Consider the following 25,873-nt stretch of genomic DNA (forward strand, 5'->3'; position numbering starts at 1 on the left):
AATGTTTAAAAACGGTTCGCCAAGTCCGCCGTTTGCCTCGAAATCTACCGGGCAATCATGGCAAAAAGCCGCGCATCCGCGCGGCTTTCGTAGCATGCATCAGTTAGTCAGTCAGCGGCTCAGACGAAGGCGCCGTGGCAATGCTTGTACTTCTTGCCCGATCCGCAGGGACAGGCTTCGTTGCGTCCAACCTTGCCCCAGGTGGTGGGATCTGTTGGGTCGCGGTCCCCCGGATCGACGGTCTGCGTGTCCTCATGTCGCACCAGGAGCTCGCCGTCACCGAAGTCGTTTTCACCGGTGGTGCTGTCGATATGCGCTCCGAACATTGGCGGAGGGGTCGGTTCCGGGGCTTCAGCGGCCTCGCGCACGATCTCGACGCGCATCAGCTGGGCGGTGACTGCCTGCCGGAGATTGCCAAGCATGGTCTGGAACAGCTCGAAAGCCTCGGTCTTGTACTCGTTCAGCGGGTCGCGCTGCGCATATCCGCGAAAGCCGACGACGGAGCGCAGATGGTCGAGATTGACCAAGTGCTCGCGCCAGAGATGATCGATAGTCTGCAGGATGACGGATTTCTCAACATAGGTCATGACCTGAGGACCGAATCGCTCGGCCCGCTCGGCAGCGGCCTTTTCGGTGGCCTCACTCAGGCGCGCAAGGATCTCTTCCTCGGCAATGCCTTCTTCCGCGGCCCATTCATGCACCGGCAGGTCGAGATTGAGCTGCTCGCGGATAGCTTCCTTCAACCCATCGATATCCCACTGTTCCGCATAGGCATTTTCCGGAATATGCTTGCGGACCAGATCCTCGACCACTTCCTGCCGCATCTCCGCGACCGTTTCGCCGAGATTATCGCCATCCATCAGTTCCAGGCGCTGTTCGAAGATCACCTTGCGCTGATCGTTCATCACGTCATCGTATTTGAGCAGGTTCTTGCGGATTTCGAAGTTGCGCGCCTCGACCTTTTTCTGCGCTTTTTCCAGCGCCTTGTTGATCCAGGGATGGACGATGGCTTCGTCTTCCTTGAGGCCAAGCTTCTGCAGCATGCCATCCATGCGGTCGGAACCGAAGATGCGCATCAGATCGTCCTGGAGCGACAGGAAGAATTTCGAACGGCCAGGATCGCCCTGGCGGCCCGAACGGCCACGCAGCTGATTGTCGATACGGCGGCTTTCGTGGCGTTCCGTGGCAAGAACGTAAAGTCCGCCGCCGGCGAGCGCCTGTTCTTTCAGCTTGGCGATATCGGCCTTGATGGCCTCGATCTTTGCATCGCGCTCGGGTCCATCAGGCATATCGGCCAGTTCCTGACGGACACGCATCTCGACATTGCCGCCGAGCTGGATATCGGTACCGCGGCCGGCCATGTTGGTGGCGATGGTTATGGCGCCGGGTACGCCGGCCTGTGCGACGATGAAGGCTTCCTGCTCGTGATAGCGGGCGTTCAGTACCTGGAAGCCCTTGATGCCTTCCTTGCGTAGCCGCTCGGCCAGATGTTCCGACTTCTCGATCGAGGTCGTGCCGACCAGTACGGGCTGGTTCTTGGCGGCGGCCTCGCGGATGTCCTTGACTATGGCCTTGTATTTTTCCTCGACGGTCCGGTAGACCTCGTCATCCTCATCGATACGGAGGACGGGAAGGTTGGTCGGGATCTCGGTCACTTCCAGGCCGTAGATGTTGCCGAATTCTTCCGCTTCAGTGTTGGCCGTGCCGGTCATACCGGCAAGCTTCTTGTACATGCGGAAGTAGTTCTGGAAGGTGATCGAGGCCAGCGTCTGGTTTTCCGGCTGGATGGTGACGTGTTCCTTGGCTTCCAGCGCCTGGTGCAGGCCCTCGGAATAGCGCCGTCCCGGCATCATGCGGCCGGTGAATTCGTCGATGATGACGATCTCGTCGTTGCGGACGATATAATCCTTGTCGCGCTGGAAGAGCTTGTGCGCCCTCAACGCGTTGTTGACATGGTGAACGACGGCGACATTCTCGATATCGTAGAGCCCGTCGCCCTTGAGATGGCCGGCGGCCTGAAGCATGTTTTCCAGCTTCTCGGTGCCGTCCTCGGTGAAGGTCGCCGTCTTCTGCTTTTCGTCGATCTCGTAATCTTCGGGTTCGAGCCGCGGAATGAAGGTATCGATGAGATTGTAGAAGTCGGAACGGTCCTCGAGCGGGCCGGAGATGATGAGTGGCGTGCGGGCTTCGTCGATGAGGATCGAGTCTACTTCGTCGACGATGGCGTAGTTGTGGCCGCGCTGGACCATCTGCGAGCGGTCATACTTCATGTTGTCGCGCAGATAGTCGAAGCCGAATTCGTTGTTCGTGCCGTAGGTGATGTCGCAGGCATAAGCCTCGCGGCGCTCATCGTCATCGAGACCATGGACGATGACGCCGGTGGTGAGCCCGAGGAATGAGTAGAGACGACCCATCCATTCCGCGTCGCGGCTCGCCAGGTAGTCGTTGACCGTGACGACGTGGACGCCCTTGCCTTCAATGGCATTGAGATAGACGGGCAGGGTCGCCATCAGTGTCTTGCCCTCGCCGGTGCGCATTTCGGCGATGCCGCGATTATGCAGCACCATGCCGCCAATGAGCTGCACGTCGAAGGGGCGCATCTCCAGAACGCGCTTGGCGGCCTCGCGCACGGTGGCGAATGCATGTGGCAGGAGATCGTCCAGCTTCTGGCCATTTGCGAGCGCTGCACGGAATTCCGCCGTCTTGGCCTTGAGCTGCTCGTCCGTCAGCGCCTGATAATTCTTCTCGAGCGCAGTAATCTCATCGGCGCGCGGACGCAGGCCTTTGACGCGACGGTCATTGGAGGAACCGAAAATCTTGCGGGCTAGACCGCCGAAGCTGACCATCACTGGTCCTTTCTCATCCGTTCAGCCGGTGATCCGGCACTATCGTAGGCTTTATTCACTTTCATCGAAGCTTTTGCAAGAAAAGTGCAGGCTTGGAAGGCCGTGATCAATCGATATTTGTGGTTTTAAAAAGGTGCGAGTGGATTTTATTCCTGAACAGAGGCCGGCGCTGTCGTTGATCCTGCTCCTGAAACTCAACGATAATCGCGCATGCCACGCACCAAACCATAAATGTCGATAGGTCCCGAACCGGGCGCACTTCTTCCGGCAAGCTCTCTGGACGCAAAGCCGATGGACAGATAAGAGGGGGGTCGAGCGATGTCAACGTTGAAGCATCGGGCGGAAACCCACTCCGCACTATGTTCCCTCGGCGCACCCCGGGTCGGACACCCATCCGATCCAAAGCAAAAGAGCGCTCTTAAGTTCAATTTTGGAACGTTTACGTTCCGGTCATGACGACCGTGACGGAAGGTTCCAGGCAAAATTCCGCCGCATTCATGGGGCCGTAAGGCCTTCGAAGGAGTGACCCTATGACCCATTATCGTAACGCCCTTTCTACTTTGGCCGCAACCGTCCTGATCGCAAGCGCCACATTCGGAGCGTCCGCTCAGGAAAAGGCGGCAGCACCGGCTCCGAGCGATCCCAACAAAGTCCTGGCGACCGTTAATGGCCAGGCTATCACGCAAGGAGAGGTCGATCAGGCATCAAACGATCTCGATCCGCAGTTCTCGCGCCTTCCCGACGAACAGCGCCGGCTTGCCGCACTTGCAGCGCTCATCGACATCAAGGCGCTCGCCACTGAAGGCAAAGCCGAGAAGCTCGACCAGACCGATGAATTCAAGCAGCGGATGGCTTTCCTCAACGACCGCGCCCTCCACAATGAATATTTCAAGAAAGAGATCGTCGACAAGATCACCGATGCGGATATTCGCGCCCGCTACGACAAGGAGATCGCCGCAACGCCACCCCAGAATGAAGTCCGCGCGCGCCATATCCTGGTGAAGACCAAGGAAGAAGCCGAAGCCATCATCAAGAAGCTCGACGGCGGCGCAAAATTCGAGGATCTTGCCAAGGAAAGCTCGACCGACGGCTCCGCTGCGCAAGGCGGCGATCTAGGCTATTTCGGCCAGGGTCAGATGGTGCCCGAGTTCGAAAAGGCAGCTTTCGCGCTGGAGCCGGGTACTTATACCAAGGAACCGGTGCAGACCCAGTTCGGCTTCCATGTGATCAAGGTCGAGGACAAGCGTACCCAGCAGCCACCGGCATTTGACCAGGTCAAGGACCAGGTGCGTTCGATCATCATGCGCGAACGCTATGTCGACCTGGTGAAGAAGCTGCGTACGGAACTCAAGGTCAGCTATGCCGATCCGGCGATTGAAAAGGCGATGAAGCAGGCAAGCGGCGAGGAAACTCCAGCTCCGGCCGCGCCTGCCGGAGAAGCGCCGAAGCAGTAATCTGCTTCGGCTTTCTGCCAATCCATGATTCGTGCCAGTTGTTCGCGAAGTCAGCCTGACCAGGGGGATTCATGTCGGCGTCCGTTTCTCCACTTGCTCCGAAGCATTATCCGGCAATGCCCGTCATCGACGGGGTGCGCATCGCTACCGCCGAGGCGGGCATCAAATACAAGGGGCGCACCGATGTGCTGCTCCTCGTATTCGACCAGCCGGTCGAAGCCGCGGGTGTGTTCACCCGCTCGAAATGTCCTTCGGCGCCGGTGGACTTCTGCCGGCAGAACCTTGGGGCAGGCAAGGCGCGCGCTGTCGTGGTCAATTCGGGAAACGCCAATGCCTTCACCGGCAAGAAGGGTCGAGAAACGACTGCCATGACCGCCGCCGCGGCATCGGCTGCGGTCGGCTGTACCTCGGGTGAGATATTCCTGGCGTCAACGGGCGTGATCGGCGAACCGCTCGATGCGGGCAAATTCTCGCATCTTCTCGACGGGATGGCGAAGGAAGCCGACGCAGACCGTTGGCTCGATGCCGCAAAGGCGATCATGACCACGGATACCTTTCCGAAGGTGGCGACAGAAACCGTGCTCTTGAGCGGCGTGCCGGTGACGATCAACGGCATTGCCAAGGGCGCGGGAATGATCGCGCCCGACATGGCGACGATGCTGTCCTTTGTCGTGACTGACGCACCGATCGCGGCAAAGGTTTTGCAAGCCCTTCTCGATAAAGCGGTCGGCGAAAGCTTCAATTCCGTGACGGTGGACAGCGATACCTCGACATCCGACACGCTGATGTTGTTTTCGACCGGACGGGCGGCGGAACGCGGCGCGCCGTCTGTGACGGAACTCGGCGATAGCAGAATTGCCGATTTCGCCAAGGCGCTCGACCGGGTCCTTCACTCGCTGGCGCTGCAGGTGGTGCGTGACGGCGAGGGCGCCCGCAAGATGGTCGAGGTTCAGGTGACGGGCGCCACATCGGCGGCGTCGGCCAAGCGCATCGCGTTGTCGATAGCCAATTCACCTCTCGTAAAAACGGCGGTCGCCGGCGAGGACGCCAATTGGGGTCGGGTCGTCATGGCGGTCGGCAAGGCCGGTGAACCGGCGGACCGCGATCTTCTGGCGATCTGGTTCGGAGATATCCGCGTGGCGCATCAGGGCGAACGCGATCCGGCCTATTCCGAGGCCGATACCTCAGCCTATATGGAGAAAGAAGACATAACGATTCGAGTCGATATCGGGCTTGGCGACGGCAAGGCGACGGTATGGACCTGCGACCTCACCAAAGAATATGTGGCGATCAATGGCGATTACCGCAGCTAAGGTGGGCGCTGGGGGTATCCGCTGATGCCGGGCCTGGCAATGATCCGGCAGATCGAAGCTGTCGGCTTCCGGGCATGGCCGGCGACATCGGTGCATTATGACGGTACATGGGCGATCCGGATGACCGCCGCGCACCCTTCCAAACGGCTCAATTCGATCAATCCGCTCGACCCGGCCGATATCCGCGATATCCCGGTGCGTGTCGAGCGTGCCGCTCAGCGGTTCCGTGCCTATGGGCGGCGGCCCGTTTTCAGGCAGTCGCCGCTGGCGCCGCCGGAGCTTGACGATTATCTCGCAGCCGAGGGCTGGGGGCGTTTCGACGAAACGATCGTGATGACCGCCGATCTGACCGCGATGGACTTCACCGGCACGATCGACCAGATCCCGCTGCGCGACATTGGGCGGTTCGTCGATGCCTCGCTCAAGGTGCACGAACGCGACACGGTGCTGCGTCCCGGATTTTCGGAACTGCTCAACGGAATACGCCCGGCCAAGGGCATGTTCGTGATCGAGGAGGCCGGGCGGCCGGTTTCGGTGGCGCTCTGCGTTCAGGATGGGGCGATGGCCGGGTTGTTCGATATTGCCACCGCGCAGAAAAACCGCAGGCACGGCCATGGGCGCGCCATCGTCGCCTCAGCGCTCAAATGGGCGAGCAAGCATGGCGCGAAGACGGCATGGCTGCAGATTGAGACGGCCAACGCGGCCGGACGGGCACTCTACGAGAGCTTCGGCTTCGCGGAGGCCTATCGCTATGCCTATCGGGAAAGCCCAGAATCATGAATTCCGAATCATGAACAACGAAAACCCGTTGCGCCGTATTCTTCTTGTCGCCGCCTGCGCGCTTGTCGATGCGGATGGCCGCGTGCTCTTGGCGCAGCGCCCCGAGGGCAAATCGCTTGCCGGACTTTGGGAATTCCCGGGAGGCAAGGTCGAGCAGGGCGAGACACCCGAGGAAACGCTGATCCGCGAACTCAAGGAAGAGATCGGCATCATCACCAAGCCTGCCTGCCTGGCGCCGCTCACCTTCGCCAGCCATTCCTATGACGATTTCCATCTCCTGATGCCGCTTTATATCTGCCGGCGCTATGAGGGAATCGCGCGCGGGCTGGAGGGCCAGGCGCTGAAATGGGTCAGGCCGCGCGACATGCGCGACTACCCGATGCCGCCGGCCGACGAGCCGCTTATCCCGTTCCTGATCGATCTGCTCTAATTCTGCGATATCTCTGGCTGTTTCGGCCTGAAATAGCCGGCTCAGGGCCCAATTCCGTTAATCGATCTTTCACCTCGATCGGGCATCTTCAGTGCGGGGACGTGCCGGAGTTTATCAGTATGCGTTTTGACGATCCTTCCTTCAAAAAGGACTATAGCGACTATTATTCCAGCTCTATCGCAGGGGCGCGCTCAGGCGCTTTGCGGATCGCGCTGCTATTCGGCTCCGCCGCGATCGCACTGGCGCTGATCGTGGTTCCCATTCTTAACAACCGCTCCAATAAGGTCGCGTCGCAATCGCTGTTCCCGAACGGCATCGATACTATGTCGACAGGATCGATTCGGAGTTCAAAAGCCTATACGGTGCGCAAAAGCGTGCTGCAGTCTTCGCCACAAGGTGTTTGCATCATCCATCCTGATGGCACCAAAAAGGGCGAATGTTGAGAATCGGGCTACAATCCTCCGCATTTTCTGCTGAATATTCGAGGAATATACCGCCAATTCAGGAATTCTGGTTGGTTTTTTCCGCTTTTTCCAGAGCCGCAGCCAGCGATGCTTTCGCGGAACCCGGCTTCAGTGGTTTCTGCTGCGAGGCGTGTGGCGCCCAGCCGGACATCCAGATGATGGAGAAGGTGGCGCGGATGCGCCCGTCGGGATCGCTGAAGCGTTCGGCATAGATTTCGGCTGCGCGCAGGAAGAAGCGGCGCGATACCGGTTTGCGCGAACGGCCGATGAGGCTGTTCTGCATGCCCATGGCGCGCAGATCGGCGATGAGCGCGAACATGTTATCATAGCGCACAGTGAAGCTTTCAACATCGGTGACCGGCAGGGCGAAACCCGCCCGCTGCAGAAGTGCACCCCCATCGCGCACATCGGCGAACGGCGCGACGCGCGGCGATGCACCGCCGGCCAACTCCACTTCCGCCGCAAGCAGGCTTTCGCGTAGTTCGCCTAGCGTGCCACCGCCGGCCATCGCGCCGAGGAAAAGCCCGTCCGGCTTCAGCGCATGGCGGATCTGAAAAAGCGCGCCGGGGGTATCGTTGGTCAGTTGCAGGGAGAGCAGCGAAACGATCAGGTCGGCGCTCGCTACTGCAAGCGGCAGCGCTTCGTCATCAGCGACGATGGCCGGGAAGGGGCTGCCGAGAAAGGCGGCATCCTGCTCGACGCGAATAATGTCATCCGCTTTGCCTGATCGCGCGATTGCCTGGGCGCCAAGTCCCGTATGGCCACCCAGATCGACAGCGAGGGGGAAGCGGCGCTCGACCGTGGCAAGACGATCTTCGAGATCGTCAACCGCGCGCGCCAGCAGGAAATCCGTGCCGGGCGCGAATTTCGCCATGGCGCGCCTGCGGTGCCACTGGATAAGCTTGCGGTCGAACAGGCCGTTTTCCTGCATGAGATTGCCAGCCTTTCCTTCGTTCGTGTGTTCCGACAAGATGTGGGAACGCTTTTGCGTGCATGACATGCACTAAATGCGTCCGAACGGGGGCGAATGCAATGCATGAAGGGGGCAGGAAGATATGAACGGCGCGCGCGGACTTGCGGGGCGCCTGGCGGAGCACGTGGCGGGGTTGCTGTTTCCGCCGCAATGCGCCGGTTGCGGCCGCGAGGTGTCCAATCCCGGAACGGTCTGCGGCCGGTGCTGGTCGCGCCTGCGCTTCATCGAGCGTCCCTATTGCGCGGTGATGGGGACGCCGTTCGCGCATGATCTCGGTGAGAATTTCCTCTCCGCCGAGGCGATTGCCGATCCGCCGCCTTTCCAGCGTGCGCGGGCGGCGGTGGGCCATGACGGCATTCCCCGGCGAATGATCGTCGGGCTCAAATATCACGACCAGACCAATCTGGCGCCATGGATGGCGCAATGGATGCTGCGTGCCGGTGGTGAACTGATCGCGGATTGCGATGTCATCCTGCCCGTGCCGCTCCATGCGTTCCGCTTCTGGTCGCGCCGTTTCAACCAGGCGGCGGAGCTTGCCCGCGCGGTGGCCGCGCTTGCAGACAAGCCCTTCGAGCCGGAGGCGCTGAAGCGCGTCAAGCGTACGCGCCAGCAAGTCGGTCTTGCCGCCACGGAACGCCAGCGCAATGTGAGCGGGGCGTTTCGCGTTCCGAACGATCAGGAAATCAAGATCAGGGGCCGGTCCATATTGCTGGTCGATGACGTCTATACGACGGGCGCGACGGTGAAGGCGGCGACGCGGGCTCTTCTGCGGGCTCATGCGGCTTCGGTCGACGTGCTCACCTTCAGCCGGGTTCTGCCGGAAATATAACCGCGAAATGGAGAGCGATCTTCACTGAACTTGTTAGCCGGGGCTTCCGGCAAAGCCTTCCCGAGCTTATATAGGCTCCAGAGAGTTTGGAGAGCTTCATGGTTGATGTGACGATCTATACGCGCCAGATGTGCGGCTTCTGCACCAGGGCCAAGAGCCTGCTCGACAAGAAGGGCGTGGCCTACACGGAGCATGATGCGACGGTGAAGCCGGAGTTCCGCCAAGAAATGATACAGCGCTCGGGGCGGACGACGTTTCCGCAGATATTCGTCGGCGATTTGCATGTCGGCGGTTGCGATGATCTGCATGCGCTGGAACGCGAGGGCCGGCTCGACAATCTGCTGAATAAGGGCACCGGCCAGCTCGGCTGATTATTGTGAAACGCAAGTCCGGTGGAAAAACGTTTCTACGTGTCCCGGACGCGCTTTGAAGGAACCGACCATGAGCATTTTTCGCGCTGCCGCCATCCAGATGCGCTCCGGCACGGATACGCAAGCCAATGTCGCTACCCTTGAGCGGCTTGTCGGGGAGGCCGCTGCCCAAGGAGCGCATTATGTACAGACGCCCGAGATGACCGGCGCCGTTCAGCGCAACCGCGAGGGACTTGCCGCCGCGCTGCGCGACGAGGAGAACGACCTGATTGTCAAGGCGGCATCGGGGCTTTCGGCCAAGCACGGCATCTATCTGCATATCGGCTCGACGGCGATCGCGGTCGGTGGCGGCAAGATCGCCAACCGCGCATTCCTATTCGGGCCCGATGGAAAGAAGATCGTCAGCTATGACAAGATCCACATGTTCGATGTCGATCTCGACAATGGCGAAAGCTGGCGCGAATCGGCGGTTTATGCGGCGGGGAACGATACCGTGCTGGCCGATCTGCCTTTCGGGCGGATGGGGTTTGCGATCTGCTATGATATCCGCTTCCCGCAGCTTTTCCGGGCACAGGCGGAGGCTGGCGCGTCAGTCCTGACCGCGCCGGCGGCCTTCACCCGACAGACAGGCGAGGCTCATTGGCATGTCCTGCAGCGCGCCCGCGCCATCGAAAATGGCGCATTCGTCATCTCCGCCGCGCAAGGCGGCCTGCATGAGGACGGGCGCGAGACCTATGGTCATTCGCTGATCGTTTCTCCATGGGGCGAGATCCTGGCCGAGGCCGATCATGACGAACCGGCGGTGATTGTCGCCGATATCGACACGTCAGAAAGCGCGGCGGCGCGGCGAAAGGTGCCCAATCTGAAGAATGCCCGCCTCTTCGGCCTCCTCCGTATCGCTGAGTCGCAGGGGGACATGAAGAAGGAGAACATTGCGTCGTCATGATTCACTTCACGCTTCATTGCGATCAGGAACATGAATTCGAGGGCTGGTTCCGCAACAACGAGGATTTCGATGCCCAGAAGACGCGCGAGCTCGTGTCCTGCCCAGTCTGCGGTTCGTTGAAGGTCGAGAAGGCCTTGATGGCGCCTTCCGTTTCGACGTCGCGAGCCAAGGAGAAGATCGCCGTCGGCATGGGGGAGGCGCAGCGCAAGCTCATCGAAGAGATGCGGGAATTGAGCCGCAAGGTGCGCGAGAACGCTGATTATGTCGGCGACAAATTCGCCGAGGAGGCGCGCAAGATCCATTTCGGCGAAGCCGACTCGCGCGGCATCTATGGCGAGGCGACGCGAGAGGAAGTGACCACGCTGGTCGAGGACGGGGTCGCGATCATGCCGCTGCCTCAGTTTCCGGAAGACCGGAACTGATCCTTTTTCCGGTGAAGCGCGAGGGCGCTTGAGGCTTTGCCGAAAAAGACTCCAGTCACCCCTTCTTCGCCAACACCATGTAGTTGACGTCCATATCGCGCGAGCGGCTCCAACTGTCCATCAACGGATTGTAGGTAACGCCTTGGCGGTCGATGATCTTCAGCCCGGCAGTCTGCAGCGCCTTTTCCAGCTCCTCCGGACGCACCAGCTTTTCATATTGATGCGTGCCGCGGGGCAGCCAGCGGAGGAGGTATTCCGCACCGATGATGGCAAGGCCGAGCGCTTTCAGGGTGCGATTGATCGTGGCGACGAACATCAGGCCTCCTGGCTTCACCATTGCACCGCAGGCGGAGATGAAGAGGTCAACGTCGGCGACATGCTCGACCACTTCCATGTTGAGGACGATATCGAACCTCTCGCCCGCCTCAGCCAGTGCTTCGGCCGTGGTGGAGCGATAGTCTATGGCCAGACCGCTTTCGGCGGCGTGTACTTTGGCCACCTCGATGTTGGTCTGGGACGCGTCGGCGCCGATCACGGTTGCGCCAAGCCGGGCCATGGGTTCACACAGGAGCCCGCCGCCGCAGCCTATGTCCAGTATGCGCAATCCCTCGAACGGGCGCGGCGCCAGCGGATCGCGCGCGAATGCGGCACAGATCTCTTCCTTGATATAGGCGAGGCGGGTCGGATTGAATTTGTGCAGCGGCCGGAACTTGCCTTGCGGGTTCCACCATTCGGCGGCGATCCGCGAAAAACGTTCGACATCGGCGGCATCGACGGTGGTGCGGGCGGTCTCGGACATGGCGGTTTCCTTCCTGTCGCTTCTGGAGTTCACCGAGCCCGTGGCAAAGTCAAGATGCAAATCATCGCGTCTGCTTGCGGTTTGATCGCATTTTGGCTATGTGACGCGCGGTTCCTCTGCTGGCGATCTGGCAGAGATAGGTAGCAATTCTCAAGCCTCTCGGGACAAATCCTCAAATGGCGCGCATCGTGATGAAATTCGGCGGCACTTCGGTGGCCGATATCGACCGCATCAGGAATGTGGCGCGTCACGTCAAACGCGAGGTCGAGGCAGGTCATGAGGTGGCCGTCGTCGTCTCGGCAATGGCTGGAAAGACCAATGAGCTGGTGGGGTGGACCCGTGCGGCATCGCCGATGCACGATGCACGCGAATATGACGCCGTGGTGGCTTCCGGCGAGCAGGTGACGGCGGGGCTGCTCGCGATCACACTGCAGTCGATGGGCATCCATGCCCGCTCCTGGCAGGGTTGGCAGATCCCGATCCGCACCGACAACGCGCATGGCGCGGCGCGCATCACCGAGATCGATGGCTCCTTCCTGATCAAACGCTTCGGCGAAGGCCAGGTTGCGGTCATCGCGGGATTCCAGGGGCTTGGGCCGGACAACCGCATCGCGACGCTCGGGCGTGGCGGCTCTGACACCAGCGCCGTGGCGATCGCGGCGGCCGTGAAGGCGGATCGCTGCGATATCTATACGGATGTCGATGGTGTCTATACCACCGATCCGCGTGTCGAACCGAAGGCTCGGCGGCTTGCCAAGATTTCCTTCGAGGAAATGCTGGAAATGGCCTCGCTCGGCGCCAAGGTGCTGCAGGTTCGCTCCGTCGAGCTTGCCATGGTACACAAGGTGCGTACCTTCGTACGCTCCAGTTTCGAAGACCCTGATGCGCCGGGCATGGGTGATCTGATCAATCCGCCCGGAACGCTTATTTGCGACGAGGAGGAAATTGTGGAACAGCAGGTTGTCACCGGTATAGCCTATGCGAAGGACGAAGCGCAGGTTTCTCTGCGGCGCGTTGCCGACAGGCCTGGCGTATCGGCGGCGATCTTCGGGCCGCTCGCCGAGTCGCACATCAATGTCGACATGATCGTGCAGAACATCTCCGAGGACGGGTCTAAGACGGATATGACCTTCACCGTGCCGACCGGCGATCTCGACAAGGCTGTCGCCGTCCTCGAAAAAGTAAAGCCGGAAGTCGGTTTCGATGCCATCCAGTCGGAAGCAGGGCTGGTCAAGGTCTCGGTCATCGGTATCGGCATGCGCAGCCATGCGGGCGTCGCCGCTACCGCCTTCCGCGCGCTGGCCGACAAGGGCATCAATATCCGGGCCATCACCACGTCGGAAATCAAGATTTCGATCCTGATCGACGGACCCTACGCAGAGTTGGCCGTCCGCACGCTCCACTCGGTATACGGGCTGGACAAACATTAATGCGCGCGCAGGGTTATTGGCCCTAGACGCACGCAATAAAAATGCCCACAAAGAATGGCCGGAGGCTGTTCCGGCAAGGCGCGACTCGTCGGGCCACGATCGCCTGAACCGCCGGTATGAAGGAGCAATCGACCGTCCATGCGCGAGCTGACCACCGGTCCCCGTGTCCTGCTCAGACGTCTCCGCGAATTGATGGCGGAGGCGCTCGAGCCACAGGAGCGGCTTGACCGGATTGTCCGCGAAATAGCGCAGAATATGGTCGCAGAGGTCTGCTCTTTCTACGTCCTGCGCTCCGACGGCGTGCTCGAGCTTTATGCCACGGAAGGCTTGAACCCGCAGGCGGTGCATCTGGCGCAATTGCGCCTCGGCCAGGGTCTGGTCGGCACGATTGCGGCCAGCGCGCGGCCGCTCAACCTTACCGATGCGCAGACGCATCCGGCCTTCACCTATCTGCCCGAGACGGGCGAAGAGGTCTATAATTCCTTCCTTGGCGTGCCGATCCTGCGCGCAGGGCGGACGCTCGGGGTTCTCGTCGTGCAGAACCGCACCAAGCGGGCCTATCGCGAGGACGAACTGGAGGCGCTCGAAACAACTGCCATGGTTCTGGCCGAAATGGTCGCTACGGGTGACCTGACCAGGCTGACACGGCCTGGCGTCGAACTCGATCTTGGAAAGCCGATGAGTTTTTCCGGCCTTTCGTTCAACGATGGCGTAGGCCTCGGCCATGTCGTGCTACATGAGCCGCGGATCGTCGTTACCAATCTCTTCAATGAGGATTCGCATCTCGAGCTTGAGCGGCTTCAGGAAGCGATCGGATCGCTGCGCATATCCATCGACGACATGTTGTCGCGCCGCGAAGTTGCGGCAGAGGGCGAGCATCGCGCCGTGCTCGAAGCCTATCGGATGTTCGCGCATGACCGCGGCTGGGTGCGGCGTCTCGAGGAAGCCATCCATAACGGGCTGACGGCGGAAGCCGCGGTGGAGAAGGTGCAGAGCGACACCCGCGCCCGCATGATGCATCTGTCAGATCCCTATATGCGCGAGCGGCTCAGCGATTTCGACGATCTCGCCAACCGGCTGCTGCGCCAGTTGATGGGGCGCGACATCAAGACGATAGCCGAATCGCTGGTCAAGGATGCGATCATCTTCGCCCGCTCTATGGGGGCGGCCGAATTGCTCGACTATCCACGCGAGCGGATACGCGGCCTGGTGCTGGAAGACGGCGCGGTGACGAGCCATGTGGTCATCGTCGCGCGCGCCATGGGCATTCCGGTCGTTGGCCAGGTCAAGGGCGTGGTTTCGATGGCCGAGAACAATGACGCGGCGATCGTCGACGGCGACGACGGCAAGGTGCATCTGCGCCCTCAGGCCGATGTCGAGGCCGCCTATGCCGAGAAGGTGCGCTTCCGGGCAAAGCGGCAGGCCTTGTACCGCGAATCGCGTGACAAGCCGTCGATCACCAAGGACGGGGTCAATATCTCGCTTTTGATGAATGCCGGGCTTCTCGTCGATCTTCCGCAACTGGCGGAATCGGGTGCGGCGGGCATCGGACTCTTCCGCACCGAATTGCAGTTCATGGTCGCCTCGACGTTCCCGCGCACCGAGCAGCAGGAGCGTCTCTATCGCTCGGTGCTGGATGCTGCCGGCGACAAGCCCGTGACGTTCCGCACGCTCGATATCGGCGGCGACAAGGTGCTGCCCTATTTCCGCGGCTCCAACGCCGAGGAAAATCCGGCGATGGGCTGGCGGGCCATCCGCCTGACCCTAGATCGCCCAGGCCTGCTGCGCACGCAGTTGCGGGCGCTTTTGAAGGCGGCTGGCGGGCGCGAATTGCGCCTGATGCTGCCGATGGTGACCGAGGTCGGTGAAGTCCGCGCTGCGCGCGAGATCATCGAGCGCGAGGTGCGGCATCTCTCGCGCTTCGCCTACAGCCTGCCGACGCGCCTGCGGCTGGGCGCGATGGTCGAGGTTCCGTCGCTGCTCTGGCAACTCGACGAGCTGATGAGCGTGGTGGATTTCGTCTCCGTCGGATCGAACGATCTTTTCCAGTTCGTCATGGCGGTAGATCGCGGCAATTCAATTATCTCCAATCGTTTTGATCAGCTGTCGCCGCCGTTCCTGCGGGTGCTCAGGCAGATCGTCGAAGCCGGCGAGCGCAACGACACCCCGGTGACGCTATGCGGCGAGATGGCGGGGAAACCTTTGACCGCCATGACATTGATCGGGCTCGGTTTCAGGCATATATCGATGTCGCCCGCCGCGATCGGTCCGGTGAAGGCGATGCTTGGCGCGCTTGACACGGCCCGGCTCAACACGCTTCTGCTCGAAGCGCTCCATAAGCCAAACGGCTCCCACTCGCTGCGCGAGGTCCTGAGCGGCTTTGCGGAGGATAACGGCATACCGCTCTAGCGTGTGTCGGGATTCAGGTGATGGCTCACCCTAGGAAAACTATCGTATGATCGCATTGCCGCAGGACCGGATGGACCAGCTCCTGAAGCGCTTCTCGATGATCGAGGCGCAGATGGCCGGGAATCCGGATTCGGACACTTACGTAAAGCTTGCTTCGGAATATTCTGATCTTGAAGAGGTCGTGGCGAAGATCCGGGCGCTGATGGCTGCGCGCCAGGAGGCGGCCGATCTTGTCGCCATGCGCGATGATTCGTCGGTGGATGCCGAGATGCGGGCGCTGGCGACCGGCGAACTGCCCGAGGTGCAAAAGCGTATCGAGGAGATGGAGGGGCAGGTTCAAATCCTGCTCCTGCCCAAGGATGCGGCGGATGAGAAGAACGCCATTCTTGAAATCCGCGCCGGGACGGGCGGCTCGGAAGCAGCCCTTTTCGCCGGCAATCTGTTCCGCATGTATGAACGCTACGCTTCGTTGAAGGGCTGGCGGGTCGAACTTGTTTCGGCAAGCGAAGGCGAGGCCGGCGGCTACAAGGAAATCATCGCCATGGTTTCCGGCCGGGGCGTCTTTTCGAAGCTGAAATTCGAATCGGGCGTGCATCGCGTGCAGCGCGTGCCGGAAACGGAGGCGAGCGGGCGCATCCATACCTCGGCGGCCACTGTCGCGGTTCTGCCCGAGGCTGCGGATATCGACATCGACATCCGCCCGGAAGACATTCGCATCGATACGATGCGGGCGTCTGGATCGGGAGGACAGCACGTCAACACCACCGATTCGGCAGTGCGCATCACCCATATCCCGACCGGCGTCATGGTCGTCCAGGCGGAAAAATCGCAGCACCAGAACCGGGCGAGAGCCATGCAGATCCTGCGCTCCCGGCTCTACGATCTGGAACGGCAGCGGGCGGATAGCGAACGCTCGGAAGCGCGCCGCAGCCAGGTTGGTTCGGGCGATCGTTCCGAACGCATCCGCACCTATAATTTTCCCCAAGGCCGTGTCACCGATCACCGGATCAATCTGACGCTCTACAAGCTCGAACGGATCATGGAAGGCGAACTCGACGAACTGGTCGATGCGCTGATCTCCGATCATCAGGCGGCACTTCTGGCCGAAATCGGCGAAAACGCCTGATGCACGGCGAGACGCTGGGCGCGCTTCATATCAGGGCACGCAAGGTCTTGCGCGGTTCTGGGGTCGCGACGCCCGACCTCGATGCGCGGTTCCTTGTGGAGTGGGCTACAGGCACAAACCGGCTCGATGCGCTGAGCATGCCGGAGCGAATCATTCCCGATGCGGCAATCCGGACGCTGGATGATGCGATAGAGCGGCGTTCGGCAGGAGAGCCGGTGCACAGGATCATGGGCGAACGCTCGTTTTATGGTCTTGGTTTCAGGCTTTCACCAGAAACGCTGGAACCGCGTCCCGACACGGAAACGCTGGTCGATTTGGTTCTGCCGTTCCTGAAACAGCGGATCACCGAAAACGGTGTCGCCGATACGATCGACCTCGGCACAGGCACCGGCGCCATAGCGATCGCACTTTTGAGCCAGGTGCAGGGGCTGCGCGCCGTCGGCACCGATATCGCACTGGGCGCGCTTGCCATGGCGCGGGTGAACGCGCGGATGGCCGGTGTTTCCAGACGCTTTGCGACGCTTCGAAGCGACTGGCTTGCCGAGATCACGGGAAAATACGATCTGATCGTCTCAAATCCGCCCTATATTCCACGCCATGTGATCGCCACGCTGGACAGGGAGGTGCGCGAGCACGATCCCCTTCGAGCGCTGGATGGGGGCGAGGACGGGCTCGATTTTTACCGGGCCCTTGCATGCAAGGGCGGTTTTCACCTATATAAGGGTGGTGCAATTGGCGTCGAGATCGGCGCAGGGCAGTTGGCCGATGTGAAGCGCATTTTCGGCGAACAGGGCTTCCACCTGATGCAAGTCGCTCAGGATCTTGGTGGACGTGACCGCGCGCTTCTTTTCAGGCTTTAAGTGTTTGATTGTGATAACCACCAAAAAAAGCTTGGAATTTCTGGAGAAGGCGGTTAGTTTCCACGCACCGTATAAGGCCAGGCAGGCTTTTGTTTCGCGTATCGCCAAGGCGGCAAATCTGCTTTGTGGTGTTTGACACCGTTACTCCTGGTGGTTCATACGACTGCACGCAACTTTAGAGATCTTTTAAACGATGGTAGTGCGGGGCGCGCTCCAGTTCGTCACATAACAAGCGAGAACCAAAGGCCAATCCAGGCCGTGGGGATCCGCGCCCCTTAATCTGAAAAGAGAAGAGTATGAGGCCAGGACAGCAGAACAGGCGCATGCGTGGACGGGGGAACAACAACCGCAAGGGGCCGAACCCTCTATCCCGCAATTATGAAAGCAACGGACCCGACGTGAAGATCAGGGGTAATGCCCAGCACGTTGCGGAAAAATACATGACCTTGGCCCGGGATGCCCAAGTCTCCGGTGATCGTGTCATGGCCGAGAACTATCTCCAGCATGCCGAACATTACAACCGCATCATCATGGCGGCGCAGGCGCAGGCCGCAACGCAGTTTCAGCGCGACGACAACTTTGATGATGAGGGGGATGACGACGAGGAAGGCTTCGACCCGCCGGTGGCAGCGGCGCCGGCCCAGACAGCTGCGCCAAGGCCGGTCAATGGAAGTGGACCGCAGCCGGTAATCGAGGGTACGCCGGCCGAAGTGGTCTATGGCGAGGACGGAGCGGAAACGCAAAAGCAGCCCATGGATCGTGGACGTCAGGGTCGCAACCAAAATCGCCCGCGCCGTCCAGTGCGCAGTGAGCGCCCCGAGGGAGCCGCGCCAGCTCCGGTCGAGGCTGAGGCCAAAAGCGAAACAGTACAACCGGCGGCAGTCTCGAACGAAGCTCCTGTTACGGCGAACGGCGTGGCCGGAAGTGCTGCAGGCGCCGAGATTGAGGCTGCGCCCGCAGCGGAGACCCGCCGCCCTCGTCGTCCGGCGCGGCCTCGCCGCCCGGCGAATGCAGCCGCCGACGACAGCGGCAATGGCGACAGCGGGGATGGCGATGCCGCAAAGGCCGCTCGCGTCGAGGCCGCTTCCGACGCCTGATAGGGTCGGCCTGGCCGATACTTTCTGAATTATTGCCGAACGGCGCGGAAATCATTCCGCGCCGTTCGTTTTTTATTATTTTATTTCTGCTTCTCTTGAGGCGACTTGCGGGTTCTGATCGGATTTCCCATATCACTCGGGACATTGGACTCGCCTGGAAAGGGAGTTCGTCACCAGCAACTTCACCGGTGCCTCACAGCTAGGGCCGGGAAGAAAAAGGAGACCGGTATGAATATTGAAAAATATACGGAGCGTGTGCGCGGCTTCATCCAGTCTGCCCAGACCTTCGCGCTCTCCCAGAACAATCAGCAATTCACGCCGGAACATCTGCTCAAGGTCCTCGTCGATGATGACGAAGGGCTTGCGACGTCGCTGATCGAGCGGGCAGGTGGACGGATCGCCGATGTGCGCCTGGGACTCCAGGCGGCACTCGACGCCCTGCCGAAGGTCACGGGCGGCAACGATCAACTTTATCTGTCGCAGCCCCTGGCCAAGGTTTTCGCCACTGCCGAGGAGCTTGCGAAGAAGGCGGGCGACAGCTTCGTCACCGTGGAGCGCCTGCTGACCGCGCTTGCTATCGAGAAATCCGCCAAGACCTCCGACATCCTCGCGCGCGCGGGCGTCACCGCGGCGGGGCTGAACCAGGTCATCAATGATGTCCGCAAGGGTCGAACTGCCGATTCGGCCTCGGCCGAGAGCAGTTACGATGCGCTGAAGAAATATGCGCGTGATCTTACGGCCGATGCGCGGGCGGGCAAGCTCGATCCGGTCATCGGCCGCGACGACGAAATCCGCCGTACCATCCAGGTCCTGTCGCGCCGCACCAAGAACAATCCGGTGCTGATCGGTGAACCGGGGGTCGGCAAGACCGCCATCGCCGAAGGATTGGCAATTCGAATCATCAATGGCGACGTGCCCGAATCGCTGAAGGACAAGCAGCTGATGGCGCTCGACATGGGCTCGTTGATCGCTGGGGCAAAATATCGCGGCGAGTTCGAGGAGCGGCTGAAGGCCGTGCTTTCGGAAGTCCAGTCGGCCGCGGGCCAGATCATCCTGTTCATCGACGAGATGCATACGCTTGTCGGCGCGGGCAAGGCGGATGGCGCCATGGATGCCTCCAACCTGTTGAAGCCGGCGCTTGCGCGTGGCGAATTGCACTGTATCGGGGCGACGACGCTTGATGAATACCGCAAATATGTGGAGAAGGACGCAGCGCTTGCACGTCGTTTCCAGCCGGTTTTCGTCGATGAGCCCAATGTGGATGATACAATTTCCATCCTGCGCGGTCTCAAGGAAAAATACGAGCAGCACCACAAGGTGCGGGTTTCCGATTCGGCGCTGGTGGCGGCCGCGACGCTGTCGAACCGTTATATCGCCGACCGCTTCCTCCCTGACAAGGCCATCGACCTTGTCGACGAGGCGGCATCGCGGTTGAGGATGCAGGTCGATTCGAAGCCGGAAGAGCTCGATGAAATCGACCGCCGCATCATGCAGCTCAAGATCGAGCGCGAGGCGCTCAAGGTGGAAAAGGACGATGCCTCGAAGGATCGCCTCGGGCGGTTGGAAAAGGAACTTGTCGATCTCGAAGAGGAATCCGCTCGTCTGACCAGTTCATGGCAAGCAGAGAAACAGAAGCTCGGTCTTGCCGCCGATCTGAAGAAGCAGCTTGAGGAAGCGCGCAATGCGCTCGCCACCGCACAGCGCAACGGTGAATTCCAACGCGCCGGCGAATTGGCCTACGGCACGATCCCACAACTCGAAAAGCAGCTTGTTGAAGCTGAAAGCAGCGAGAACAAAGGATCGCTTCTGGAGGAGACCGTGACGGCGGACCATGTGGCCCAGGTCGTTTCGCGCTGGACGGGCATCCCCGTCGACCGGATGCTTGAGGGCGAGCGTGAAAAGCTGTTACGCATGGAAGACGAGATCGCAAAGCGGGTCGTGGGCCAGGGCGAGGCCGTGCAGGCGGTGTCGAAGGCGGTTCGTCGGGCGCGCGCCGGACTTCAGGACCCGAATCGTCCGATCGGCTCGTTCATCTTTCTCGGTCCGACCGGCGTGGGCAAAACCGAGCTGACCAAGGCGCTGGCGGCGTTTATGTTCTCGGATGAGAGCGCGATGGTGCGCATCGACATGTCGGAATATATGGAGAAGCATTCGGTGGCCCGGCTTATCGGCGCGCCTCCCGGCTATGTCGGCTATGAGGAAGGCGGAGCGCTGACGGAAGCGGTGCGCCGGCGTCCCTATCAGGTGATCCTTTTCGACGAGATCGAGAAGGCGCATCCTGACGTGTTCAACGTGCTCCTGCAGGTGCTCGATGACGGGCGGCTGACCGACGGCCAGGGCCGCACGGTGGATTTCCGCAACACGCTGATCATCATGACATCCAATCTCGGTGCAGAATATCTGACCGGGCTTGGCGAGGATCAGGATGTGGAGACCGTGCGCGACGAGGTCATGGGGGTAGTCAGGGCGGCGTTCCGTCCGGAATTCCTCAACCGTGTCGACGAGATTATCCTGTTCCATCGGCTGAAGCGCAGCGAGATGGGCGCGATCGTCGATATCCAGCTGCGGCGGTTGCAGTCGCTCCTGACCGATCGCAAGATCGAGATCGCGATCGACGACGAAGCTCGCAACTGGCTGGCGCAGAAGGGCTACGATCCGGCCTATGGGGCAAGGCCGCTGAAACGTGTCATCCAGAAGGAGGTCCAGGATCCGCTCGCCGAGCGCATCTTGCTGGGCGATATACTGGATGGCTCGACGGTGAAGATCACCGCTGGCTCCGACAGGCTCAATTTCCGCGCCAAGGCGCCGGCCAAAACGGCTGAAGCCGCTTGACCGACCTGCCGGGGATATTTATCCCATCGAAAATGGCCGCCTGATTAGATTTGGCGGTCATTTTCATGTCCAGTTCATCTGGCATGGAGAGAATCGGATAGAATCGTCAGGTGGACTGCGATTCGTTCGCTCTTTTAGGTGTCATTCATGCCGCGTATCCATTCATTCTTTCGACTTGCATTGCTTGCCTCCGCAACCGGTACATTATTTCCAGTTTCTGGATTTTGTGCGATTGCCGAGGCGGGGCAGATCGACCGGAAAGGCGGGTCCGGGGATGATGCCGAAAATATTCAGCTCGCGCAGCTCTACGATCCCGGCGAGGAAGTCTACCGCGACGGCCGTATCCGCATCTATATCGATCCGGCCGGGCGGCGAATCACGATGGATCGGCGCGGCCGGATTCTGTCGATCGAGGAGCCGGAGCGCCAGCAAAGGCGCGTTCGCCGCGTCCCGGCGCCGGAGGACAATTGGACGCTGGATGGTCCTGTCGATGGCGGCGTTCCCTATGACGGGTTCGGCGACGTCCCGGAAGATCCTTATGCGCGCGCTCCCGATGCACCTCGCGACCCTTATTATGACGACCCGGCGGGAAGTTATGATGGAAACCGCGACGGGCAGGTAGAGCGTTTGGATTTGCCGCCGCCAGATGCGTCGGCTTCGCTCGACGATGATTCGCGCCGGCCCGCCATTGAACCGTCGCCGGCGGTTCCGGACCCCGGCGACATGGCGCCGGCAATCGAAATGCCGAAGGGCCAGGGCGCCAAATCCAGAATCGCCGCCTATCAGGTGCTGCTCGACCGCGCCGGCGCATCGCCCGGCGTCATCGACGGGCGCGCCGGCAGCAATGTCGACAAGGCCACCGCGGCGTATGGCGAACTGACAGGCAAATATATCGATCCCTCTGATGAAGCGGCGGTCAACGCCGAACTTGAGGCAACGGGCGGGCCGGCCTTCGTTGACTATATCATCACCGACGAGGATGCGGCGCAGCCCTATATTGCTTCGGTGCCGGAGGATTACAGCGAGAAGGCGCAGCTTCCCAGCATGGCTTTCACGTCCGTTCGGGAAATGCTCGGAGAGCGCTTCCATATCGACGAGGCCTATCTGCAGGAACTCAATCCAGATACGGATTTCCGCCGGCCGGGCACCGTGATCCGCGTTCCCAATATAGGCAAGCCGGTGACTGCCAAGGTCGCGCGGATCGTCGCCGACAAGCCGCGCAAGCAGGTGCGCGGCTATGATGAAGCAGGCAAGCTCGTCGTCGCCTATCCCTCAACCATCGGTTCCTCCGATAATCCCTCGCCCTCTGGCATCGTCCAGGTCGAGCGCATCGCGATCAATCCCAATTACACCTATAATCCGAAGATCAATTTTAAACAGGGTAACAATGACAAGGTCCTTACCATTCCACCCGGCCCGAACGGCCCGGTCGGCACGGTCTGGATCGCCCTGTCGAAGCCGACCTACGGCATCCACGGCACGCCGGAGCCTTCAAAGATCGGCAAGACGTCCAGCCATGGCTGCGTCCGCCTGGCGAATTGGGATGCGCAGGAACTGGCAAAGCTGGTGAAGCCTGGGGTGACCGTCGAGTTCATTGAGTGAGACGGTAAGGCGTTCTGCTCAGACGCTGCGGACGAACCGGAGAAATCCTAACCGTTGGGCGAGCCGGTTGCGGCGATCTTCGTACCATTGTCTTTCTGGTCGTTCAGCAACTGGTCGATGCGTTCGCGTTCGCGCTTGAATGCTTCCAATTCCCCACCTTTTAGCGCCTTGTTGTCGGGCAGGCGGATGCGCATCGGATCGACCTTGGTGCCGTTGACGATCAACTCGTAGTGCAGATGCGGTCCAGTAGACAGGCCCGTCGAGCCAACATATCCGATAACCTGTCCCTGGCGGACGCGGGCGCCGGGAACTATCCCCGAAGCGATGGCATTCTGGTGGGAATAGCTGGATTCATAACCATTGGCGTGGCGGATGACGGTTTGGTTGCCGTAGCCGTTGGTCCAGCCGGCCCGTTCGACGACACCGCTGCCGGCGGCGATGATCGGCGTGCCGCGGGGGGCGGCCCAATCGACGCCGGTATGCATCCTGAGGTAACCAAGGATGGGATGGCGACGCATCCCGAAGGGGGACCGGAAGATGCCGTTGGGCACGGGATTGCGCAAAAGGAACTGCTTGGCGCTCTTGCCGTTCTGGTCGAAATAGTCTGTCGTTCCATCCGGCGCCTGATAGCGGTAGAATTTCCGTGTGGTGCCTCCGAATGTGGCGGCAACATAAAGAATTTCCGAATTCTCCCCGGCCTGGTCGGAATTTTCCGGAAGTGAGAAGAAAGCCTCGATCTGGTCGTTCGGCGTGACCGTTGCCTGGAGATCTACATCGGAGGCCAGCATCTTGACGAGTTGACTGGTCATGGTGTCGGTCATGCCATAGGCAAGCGCAGCGCGGCAGATACCGTCATAGACCGAGGGAAGATCACCGCGGATGCGCGGCGGGGGAGCGCTACCGTCGAAGGCGGTGCGCAGGAGCGGCGTCATTTCCGGCTCATCCGAGGGAACATACTGATCGCGGTCATCGAGCGCGACGGTCAGAAGATGCGTCGTCCCACTATAGATGCTGGCGCGGACGATCCGGTCTTCGTCATTGTGCGATTCGACGCCAATGCGCAGGACGCTGCCGGCTTTGAGGCGCGGCGAATTCATCAGCTTGCTCAGTGCTTCGGCCATATTGGCGGCATTGGTGCCGTCATAGCCGGCCTTGACCAGCGTATCGGCTATCGCCTCATCGTTGCGGAAGGGAATCACTTCTTCCGAAAAGCCGCTGCTGATCGCATCCGGTCCGGCGCGAGGGGCAACGCTGACATTCTCCTGGATGATGCGCACATCGAGGGGCGGGGTCAGCGAATAGGGCGATTCGCTGTTGCCGAAGCGCAGCGGATCGACATAGTGCAGCGAAGCGACTTGCATGTCGCCGTCGGTCAGCAGCAGCCCGGTATTGCGCACGACATTTTCGACCTCGTCGGCGGTCAGATCGGCTGAGGAATCGAACGCGGTCGTCGCCAGCGGAAAATCAGATGTCCGCAGGCTGACCTCGCTTTCCACCTTGGCGCCATATATCTGACCCGTGCTCGCGATCTGCGCCGGCGGAGAGCCTTCAGAAAAGATGGCCAACGCATTGAATGCCGGATATTTCCGGTTACCGGGATGGTCGGCTGCAAGCGCCATGCGCACATATTCGAAGGGGCGGGTGCGGATGACCTCGCGCTCGCCGACCTTCTGCATCGTCGATACGTCGAAGCGCCGCCGATCGCGGTTCTTCTGTATGGCGGCGGTGGCGGCGACGCGATCGCCCTTGGACACGTCATTATCGGAATCAGAGCCCTGCATTTCGTTGTGCGTAAGCAATTCCGGCGGCGTTGCCAGTTGCTCGCGCCCATCAAGCGCCGCGAAAAGGGCTACACCCATGAGCATGCAGGAGGTAATGCCAGTCAGGAATGTGCCGGCCAGCCAGCGGGCAGAAATTTCACGGCGGTCCGGCGGACCCCGTCGCCCATCGGTGATGAGCGGCGGTTCGTTGCCAGGGTCAATCGCGTGCCGCTCGTATTCCTTCATTCTGTAAGCTGCCGGTCCTCTGGTCGTGCCGTATGGCGAACATGTCCGATCGCGCGCCGGCCAGTCCTATAGGCTTGAAACAAGCACATGTGCTTGTGCGATGAGGGGCTTGCCCCGTGAGTGGTCCCGAGTTTTGCCTGTCGCCAGCCTCGAAGTCAACGCGAAGTCCGCCCCAAGTCAGATCCGGGCCGGGGAGCAAGGCGGTTTTCCCCGATATACCCCACAATTTGCCGGCCGGAATCTGCCGATTATAGGTCCGAGCACAGATCCTGACGCTGCATCAATCGTCGTTAGGACGGCTAAAAGTCGAATAGGGCAGGTTTGTGACCAGCCTCGCATCGCCTCCATTCAGTCTCCGTATATAACAAAGTACCCCCCGCATCCGCATTGCCGGGGCGGAACTGCCGGAGTACATTCAAAGGCTCGAACACAGCTCCCCCGATGACCGCACAGCGCGGTATCCCGATGGAAAAGACGGCAGGCCTTGTAAAGGTGTGTTTCGTCCCCATATCTAGCCAATCGCCATAATCAGCCAGTCTGTCATCCTTGTTTCACAAGGTTTCTCGTCGCAATGTTCGTGCGATGAAAATGTGACGGTTCTGTTGGTTCGCGAGCGTCAACTCCAAGGTCAGATCAAGGCGAGCGATTTTTTTTTGGAAATTCGCACGAAATGGAGTTGACAGTTTCGTAGGGCGGGGCCTATAAAGCGCCACAACGAGGGCGGCGCGCCGCTGGCGAGTAAGTAGTTCGCTCTCGAGGCAGGCTAAGAGATCTTCTCAATGTCTTGCCGTAAAGGTCTGAAAAGACTTGTTAATTTGACCTGGTGGCGAAAGCTTGAAAGGTTGTTTTCCCCGAAAAAAGGGGTTGACAAAGGGATCACGAAG

The 25,873-nt window shown here is 60.6% G+C and carries 20 protein-coding genes; 16 read left to right on the forward strand and 4 right to left on the reverse strand.

Annotation, left to right across the window (positions count from 1 at the left end):
- Positions 1–119: 119 nt before the first annotated feature.
- The gene (secA, locus tag DUT91_RS18975) at positions 120–2,846 is read right to left on the reverse strand and encodes a preprotein translocase subunit SecA (protein ID WP_114442068.1); all 2,727 of its coding nucleotides are present in this window, start codon (positions 2,844–2,846) and stop codon (positions 120–122) included.
- Positions 2,847–3,376: 530 nt separating this feature from the next.
- Here secA and DUT91_RS18980 point away from each other — a divergent pair.
- From DUT91_RS18980 to DUT91_RS19000, 5 genes are all read left to right on the forward strand, one after another.
- Entirely contained in the window at positions 3,377–4,300 is a 924-nt protein-coding gene (locus tag DUT91_RS18980) for a peptidylprolyl isomerase (protein WP_114442069.1), read from the forward strand.
- A gap of 71 nt (positions 4,301–4,371) precedes the next feature.
- Positions 4,372–5,613 (forward strand): bifunctional glutamate N-acetyltransferase/amino-acid acetyltransferase ArgJ, encoded by a 1,242-nt coding sequence (gene argJ, locus DUT91_RS18985; RefSeq protein WP_114442070.1) that lies wholly within the window; start codon positions 4,372–4,374, stop codon positions 5,611–5,613.
- Positions 5,614–5,634: 21 nt separating this feature from the next.
- Complete coding sequence (locus DUT91_RS18990) at positions 5,635–6,393, forward strand: GNAT family N-acetyltransferase (protein ID WP_200835018.1); 759 nt, start codon at positions 5,635–5,637, stop codon at positions 6,391–6,393.
- A gap of 10 nt (positions 6,394–6,403) precedes the next feature.
- Entirely contained in the window at positions 6,404–6,823 is a 420-nt protein-coding gene (locus DUT91_RS18995; protein ID WP_114442072.1) for a (deoxy)nucleoside triphosphate pyrophosphohydrolase, read from the forward strand.
- A gap of 101 nt (positions 6,824–6,924) precedes the next feature.
- Positions 6,925–7,266, forward strand: a complete 342-nt coding sequence (locus DUT91_RS19000) for a hypothetical protein (protein WP_245419797.1) — start codon at positions 6,925–6,927, stop codon at positions 7,264–7,266.
- 58 nt (positions 7,267–7,324) lie between these two features.
- Here DUT91_RS19000 and DUT91_RS19005 read toward each other — a convergent pair whose 3' ends face one another.
- Positions 7,325–8,218, reverse strand: coding sequence for a methyltransferase domain-containing protein (locus tag DUT91_RS19005; protein WP_114442104.1), 894 nt, complete (start codon positions 8,216–8,218; stop codon positions 7,325–7,327).
- A gap of 124 nt (positions 8,219–8,342) precedes the next feature.
- On the opposite strand from DUT91_RS19005, the gene DUT91_RS19010 reads away from it, so the two are divergent.
- The 4 genes from DUT91_RS19010 to DUT91_RS19025 all read left to right on the forward strand — a co-directional run bounded on the left by DUT91_RS19010 (position 8,343) and on the right by DUT91_RS19025 (position 10,828).
- Positions 8,343–9,089, forward strand: a complete 747-nt coding sequence (locus DUT91_RS19010; RefSeq protein WP_114442074.1) for a ComF family protein — start codon at positions 8,343–8,345, stop codon at positions 9,087–9,089.
- Positions 9,090–9,187: 98 nt separating this feature from the next.
- Positions 9,188–9,460 (forward strand): glutaredoxin 3, encoded by a 273-nt coding sequence (grxC, locus tag DUT91_RS19015; protein WP_114442075.1) that lies wholly within the window; start codon positions 9,188–9,190, stop codon positions 9,458–9,460.
- Between the two features lie 70 nt (positions 9,461–9,530).
- Positions 9,531–10,406, forward strand: a complete 876-nt coding sequence (locus DUT91_RS19020) for a carbon-nitrogen hydrolase family protein (RefSeq protein ID WP_114442105.1) — start codon at positions 9,531–9,533, stop codon at positions 10,404–10,406.
- Positions 10,403–10,828 (forward strand): DUF1178 family protein, encoded by a 426-nt coding sequence (locus DUT91_RS19025; RefSeq protein ID WP_114442076.1) that lies wholly within the window; start codon positions 10,403–10,405, stop codon positions 10,826–10,828. Before DUT91_RS19020 ends, DUT91_RS19025 begins: the two co-directional genes overlap by 4 nt.
- Before the next feature lie 55 nt (positions 10,829–10,883).
- Here DUT91_RS19025 and ubiG read toward each other — a convergent pair whose 3' ends face one another.
- On the reverse strand, positions 10,884–11,627 hold the full coding sequence (gene ubiG / locus DUT91_RS19030) for a bifunctional 2-polyprenyl-6-hydroxyphenol methylase/3-demethylubiquinol 3-O-methyltransferase UbiG (RefSeq protein WP_114442077.1): 744 nt from the start codon (positions 11,625–11,627) through the stop codon (positions 10,884–10,886).
- 176 nt (positions 11,628–11,803) lie between these two features.
- Here ubiG and DUT91_RS19035 point away from each other — a divergent pair, with 176 nt between their 5' ends.
- The 7 genes from DUT91_RS19035 to DUT91_RS19065 all read left to right on the forward strand — a co-directional run bounded on the left by DUT91_RS19035 (position 11,804) and on the right by DUT91_RS19065 (position 22,983).
- On the forward strand, positions 11,804–13,057 hold the full coding sequence (locus tag DUT91_RS19035) for an aspartate kinase (protein ID WP_114442078.1): 1,254 nt from the start codon (positions 11,804–11,806) through the stop codon (positions 13,055–13,057).
- Positions 13,058–13,195: 138 nt separating this feature from the next.
- The gene (gene ptsP, locus DUT91_RS19040; protein ID WP_114442079.1) at positions 13,196–15,466 is read left to right on the forward strand and encodes a phosphoenolpyruvate--protein phosphotransferase; all 2,271 of its coding nucleotides are present in this window, start codon (positions 13,196–13,198) and stop codon (positions 15,464–15,466) included.
- A gap of 46 nt (positions 15,467–15,512) precedes the next feature.
- Positions 15,513–16,592: a peptide chain release factor 1 gene (gene prfA / locus DUT91_RS19045; RefSeq protein WP_114442080.1), complete on the forward strand. Its 1,080-nt coding sequence runs from the start codon at positions 15,513–15,515 to the stop codon at positions 16,590–16,592.
- Positions 16,592–17,452 carry a peptide chain release factor N(5)-glutamine methyltransferase gene (prmC, locus tag DUT91_RS19050; RefSeq protein WP_114442081.1) on the forward strand — a complete coding sequence of 287 codons (861 nt, stop codon included), beginning with the start codon at positions 16,592–16,594 and terminating at the stop codon, positions 17,450–17,452. The genes prfA and prmC overlap by 1 nt, the downstream gene beginning before the upstream one ends.
- 296 nt (positions 17,453–17,748) lie before the next feature.
- Positions 17,749–18,549, forward strand: coding sequence for a DUF4167 domain-containing protein (locus tag DUT91_RS19055; protein WP_114442082.1), 801 nt, complete (start codon positions 17,749–17,751; stop codon positions 18,547–18,549).
- A gap of 228 nt (positions 18,550–18,777) precedes the next feature.
- Entirely contained in the window at positions 18,778–21,381 is a 2,604-nt protein-coding gene (gene clpB / locus DUT91_RS19060) for an ATP-dependent chaperone ClpB (RefSeq protein WP_114442083.1), read from the forward strand.
- Between the two features lie 147 nt (positions 21,382–21,528).
- Entirely contained in the window at positions 21,529–22,983 is a 1,455-nt protein-coding gene (locus DUT91_RS19065) for a L,D-transpeptidase (protein WP_114442084.1), read from the forward strand.
- Positions 22,984–23,030: 47 nt separating this feature from the next.
- Here DUT91_RS19065 and DUT91_RS19070 read toward each other — a convergent pair whose 3' ends face one another.
- Positions 23,031–24,989: a M23 family metallopeptidase gene (locus DUT91_RS19070; RefSeq protein WP_114442085.1), complete on the reverse strand. Its 1,959-nt coding sequence runs from the start codon at positions 24,987–24,989 to the stop codon at positions 23,031–23,033.
- Positions 24,990–25,873: the final 884 nt, after the last annotated feature.

Source organism: Paramesorhizobium salinisoli, assembly GCF_003335045.1.
GTDB lineage: Bacteria > Pseudomonadota > Alphaproteobacteria > Rhizobiales > Rhizobiaceae > Paramesorhizobium > Paramesorhizobium salinisoli.

What these genes read in the sequence shown, in the direction of transcription:
- secA (WP_114442068.1), bottom strand. Translation starts at nt 2,846, where the DNA reads ATGGTCAGCTTCGGCGGTCTAGCCCGCAAGATTTTCGGTTCCTCCAAT.
- DUT91_RS18980 (WP_114442069.1), top strand. Translation starts at nt 3,377, where the DNA reads ATGACCCATTATCGTAACGCCCTTTCTACTTTGGCCGCAACCGTCCTG.
- argJ (WP_114442070.1), top strand. Translation starts at nt 4,372, where the DNA reads ATGTCGGCGTCCGTTTCTCCACTTGCTCCGAAGCATTATCCGGCAATG.
- DUT91_RS18995 (WP_114442072.1), top strand. Translation starts at nt 6,404, where the DNA reads ATGAACAACGAAAACCCGTTGCGCCGTATTCTTCTTGTCGCCGCCTGC.
- DUT91_RS19005 (WP_114442104.1), bottom strand. Translation starts at nt 8,218, where the DNA reads ATGCAGGAAAACGGCCTGTTCGACCGCAAGCTTATCCAGTGGCACCGC.
- DUT91_RS19010 (WP_114442074.1), top strand. Translation starts at nt 8,343, where the DNA reads ATGAACGGCGCGCGCGGACTTGCGGGGCGCCTGGCGGAGCACGTGGCG.
- grxC (WP_114442075.1), top strand. Translation starts at nt 9,188, where the DNA reads ATGGTTGATGTGACGATCTATACGCGCCAGATGTGCGGCTTCTGCACC.
- DUT91_RS19020 (WP_114442105.1), top strand. Translation starts at nt 9,531, where the DNA reads ATGAGCATTTTTCGCGCTGCCGCCATCCAGATGCGCTCCGGCACGGAT.
- DUT91_RS19025 (WP_114442076.1), top strand. Translation starts at nt 10,403, where the DNA reads ATGATTCACTTCACGCTTCATTGCGATCAGGAACATGAATTCGAGGGC.
- ubiG (WP_114442077.1), bottom strand. Translation starts at nt 11,627, where the DNA reads ATGTCCGAGACCGCCCGCACCACCGTCGATGCCGCCGATGTCGAACGT.
- DUT91_RS19035 (WP_114442078.1), top strand. Translation starts at nt 11,804, where the DNA reads ATGGCGCGCATCGTGATGAAATTCGGCGGCACTTCGGTGGCCGATATC.
- ptsP (WP_114442079.1), top strand. Translation starts at nt 13,196, where the DNA reads ATGCGCGAGCTGACCACCGGTCCCCGTGTCCTGCTCAGACGTCTCCGC.
- prfA (WP_114442080.1), top strand. Translation starts at nt 15,513, where the DNA reads ATGATCGCATTGCCGCAGGACCGGATGGACCAGCTCCTGAAGCGCTTC.
- prmC (WP_114442081.1), top strand. Translation starts at nt 16,592, where the DNA reads ATGCACGGCGAGACGCTGGGCGCGCTTCATATCAGGGCACGCAAGGTC.
- DUT91_RS19055 (WP_114442082.1), top strand. Translation starts at nt 17,749, where the DNA reads ATGAGGCCAGGACAGCAGAACAGGCGCATGCGTGGACGGGGGAACAAC.
- clpB (WP_114442083.1), top strand. Translation starts at nt 18,778, where the DNA reads ATGAATATTGAAAAATATACGGAGCGTGTGCGCGGCTTCATCCAGTCT.
- DUT91_RS19065 (WP_114442084.1), top strand. Translation starts at nt 21,529, where the DNA reads ATGCCGCGTATCCATTCATTCTTTCGACTTGCATTGCTTGCCTCCGCA.
- DUT91_RS19070 (WP_114442085.1), bottom strand. Translation starts at nt 24,989, where the DNA reads ATGAAGGAATACGAGCGGCACGCGATTGACCCTGGCAACGAACCGCCG.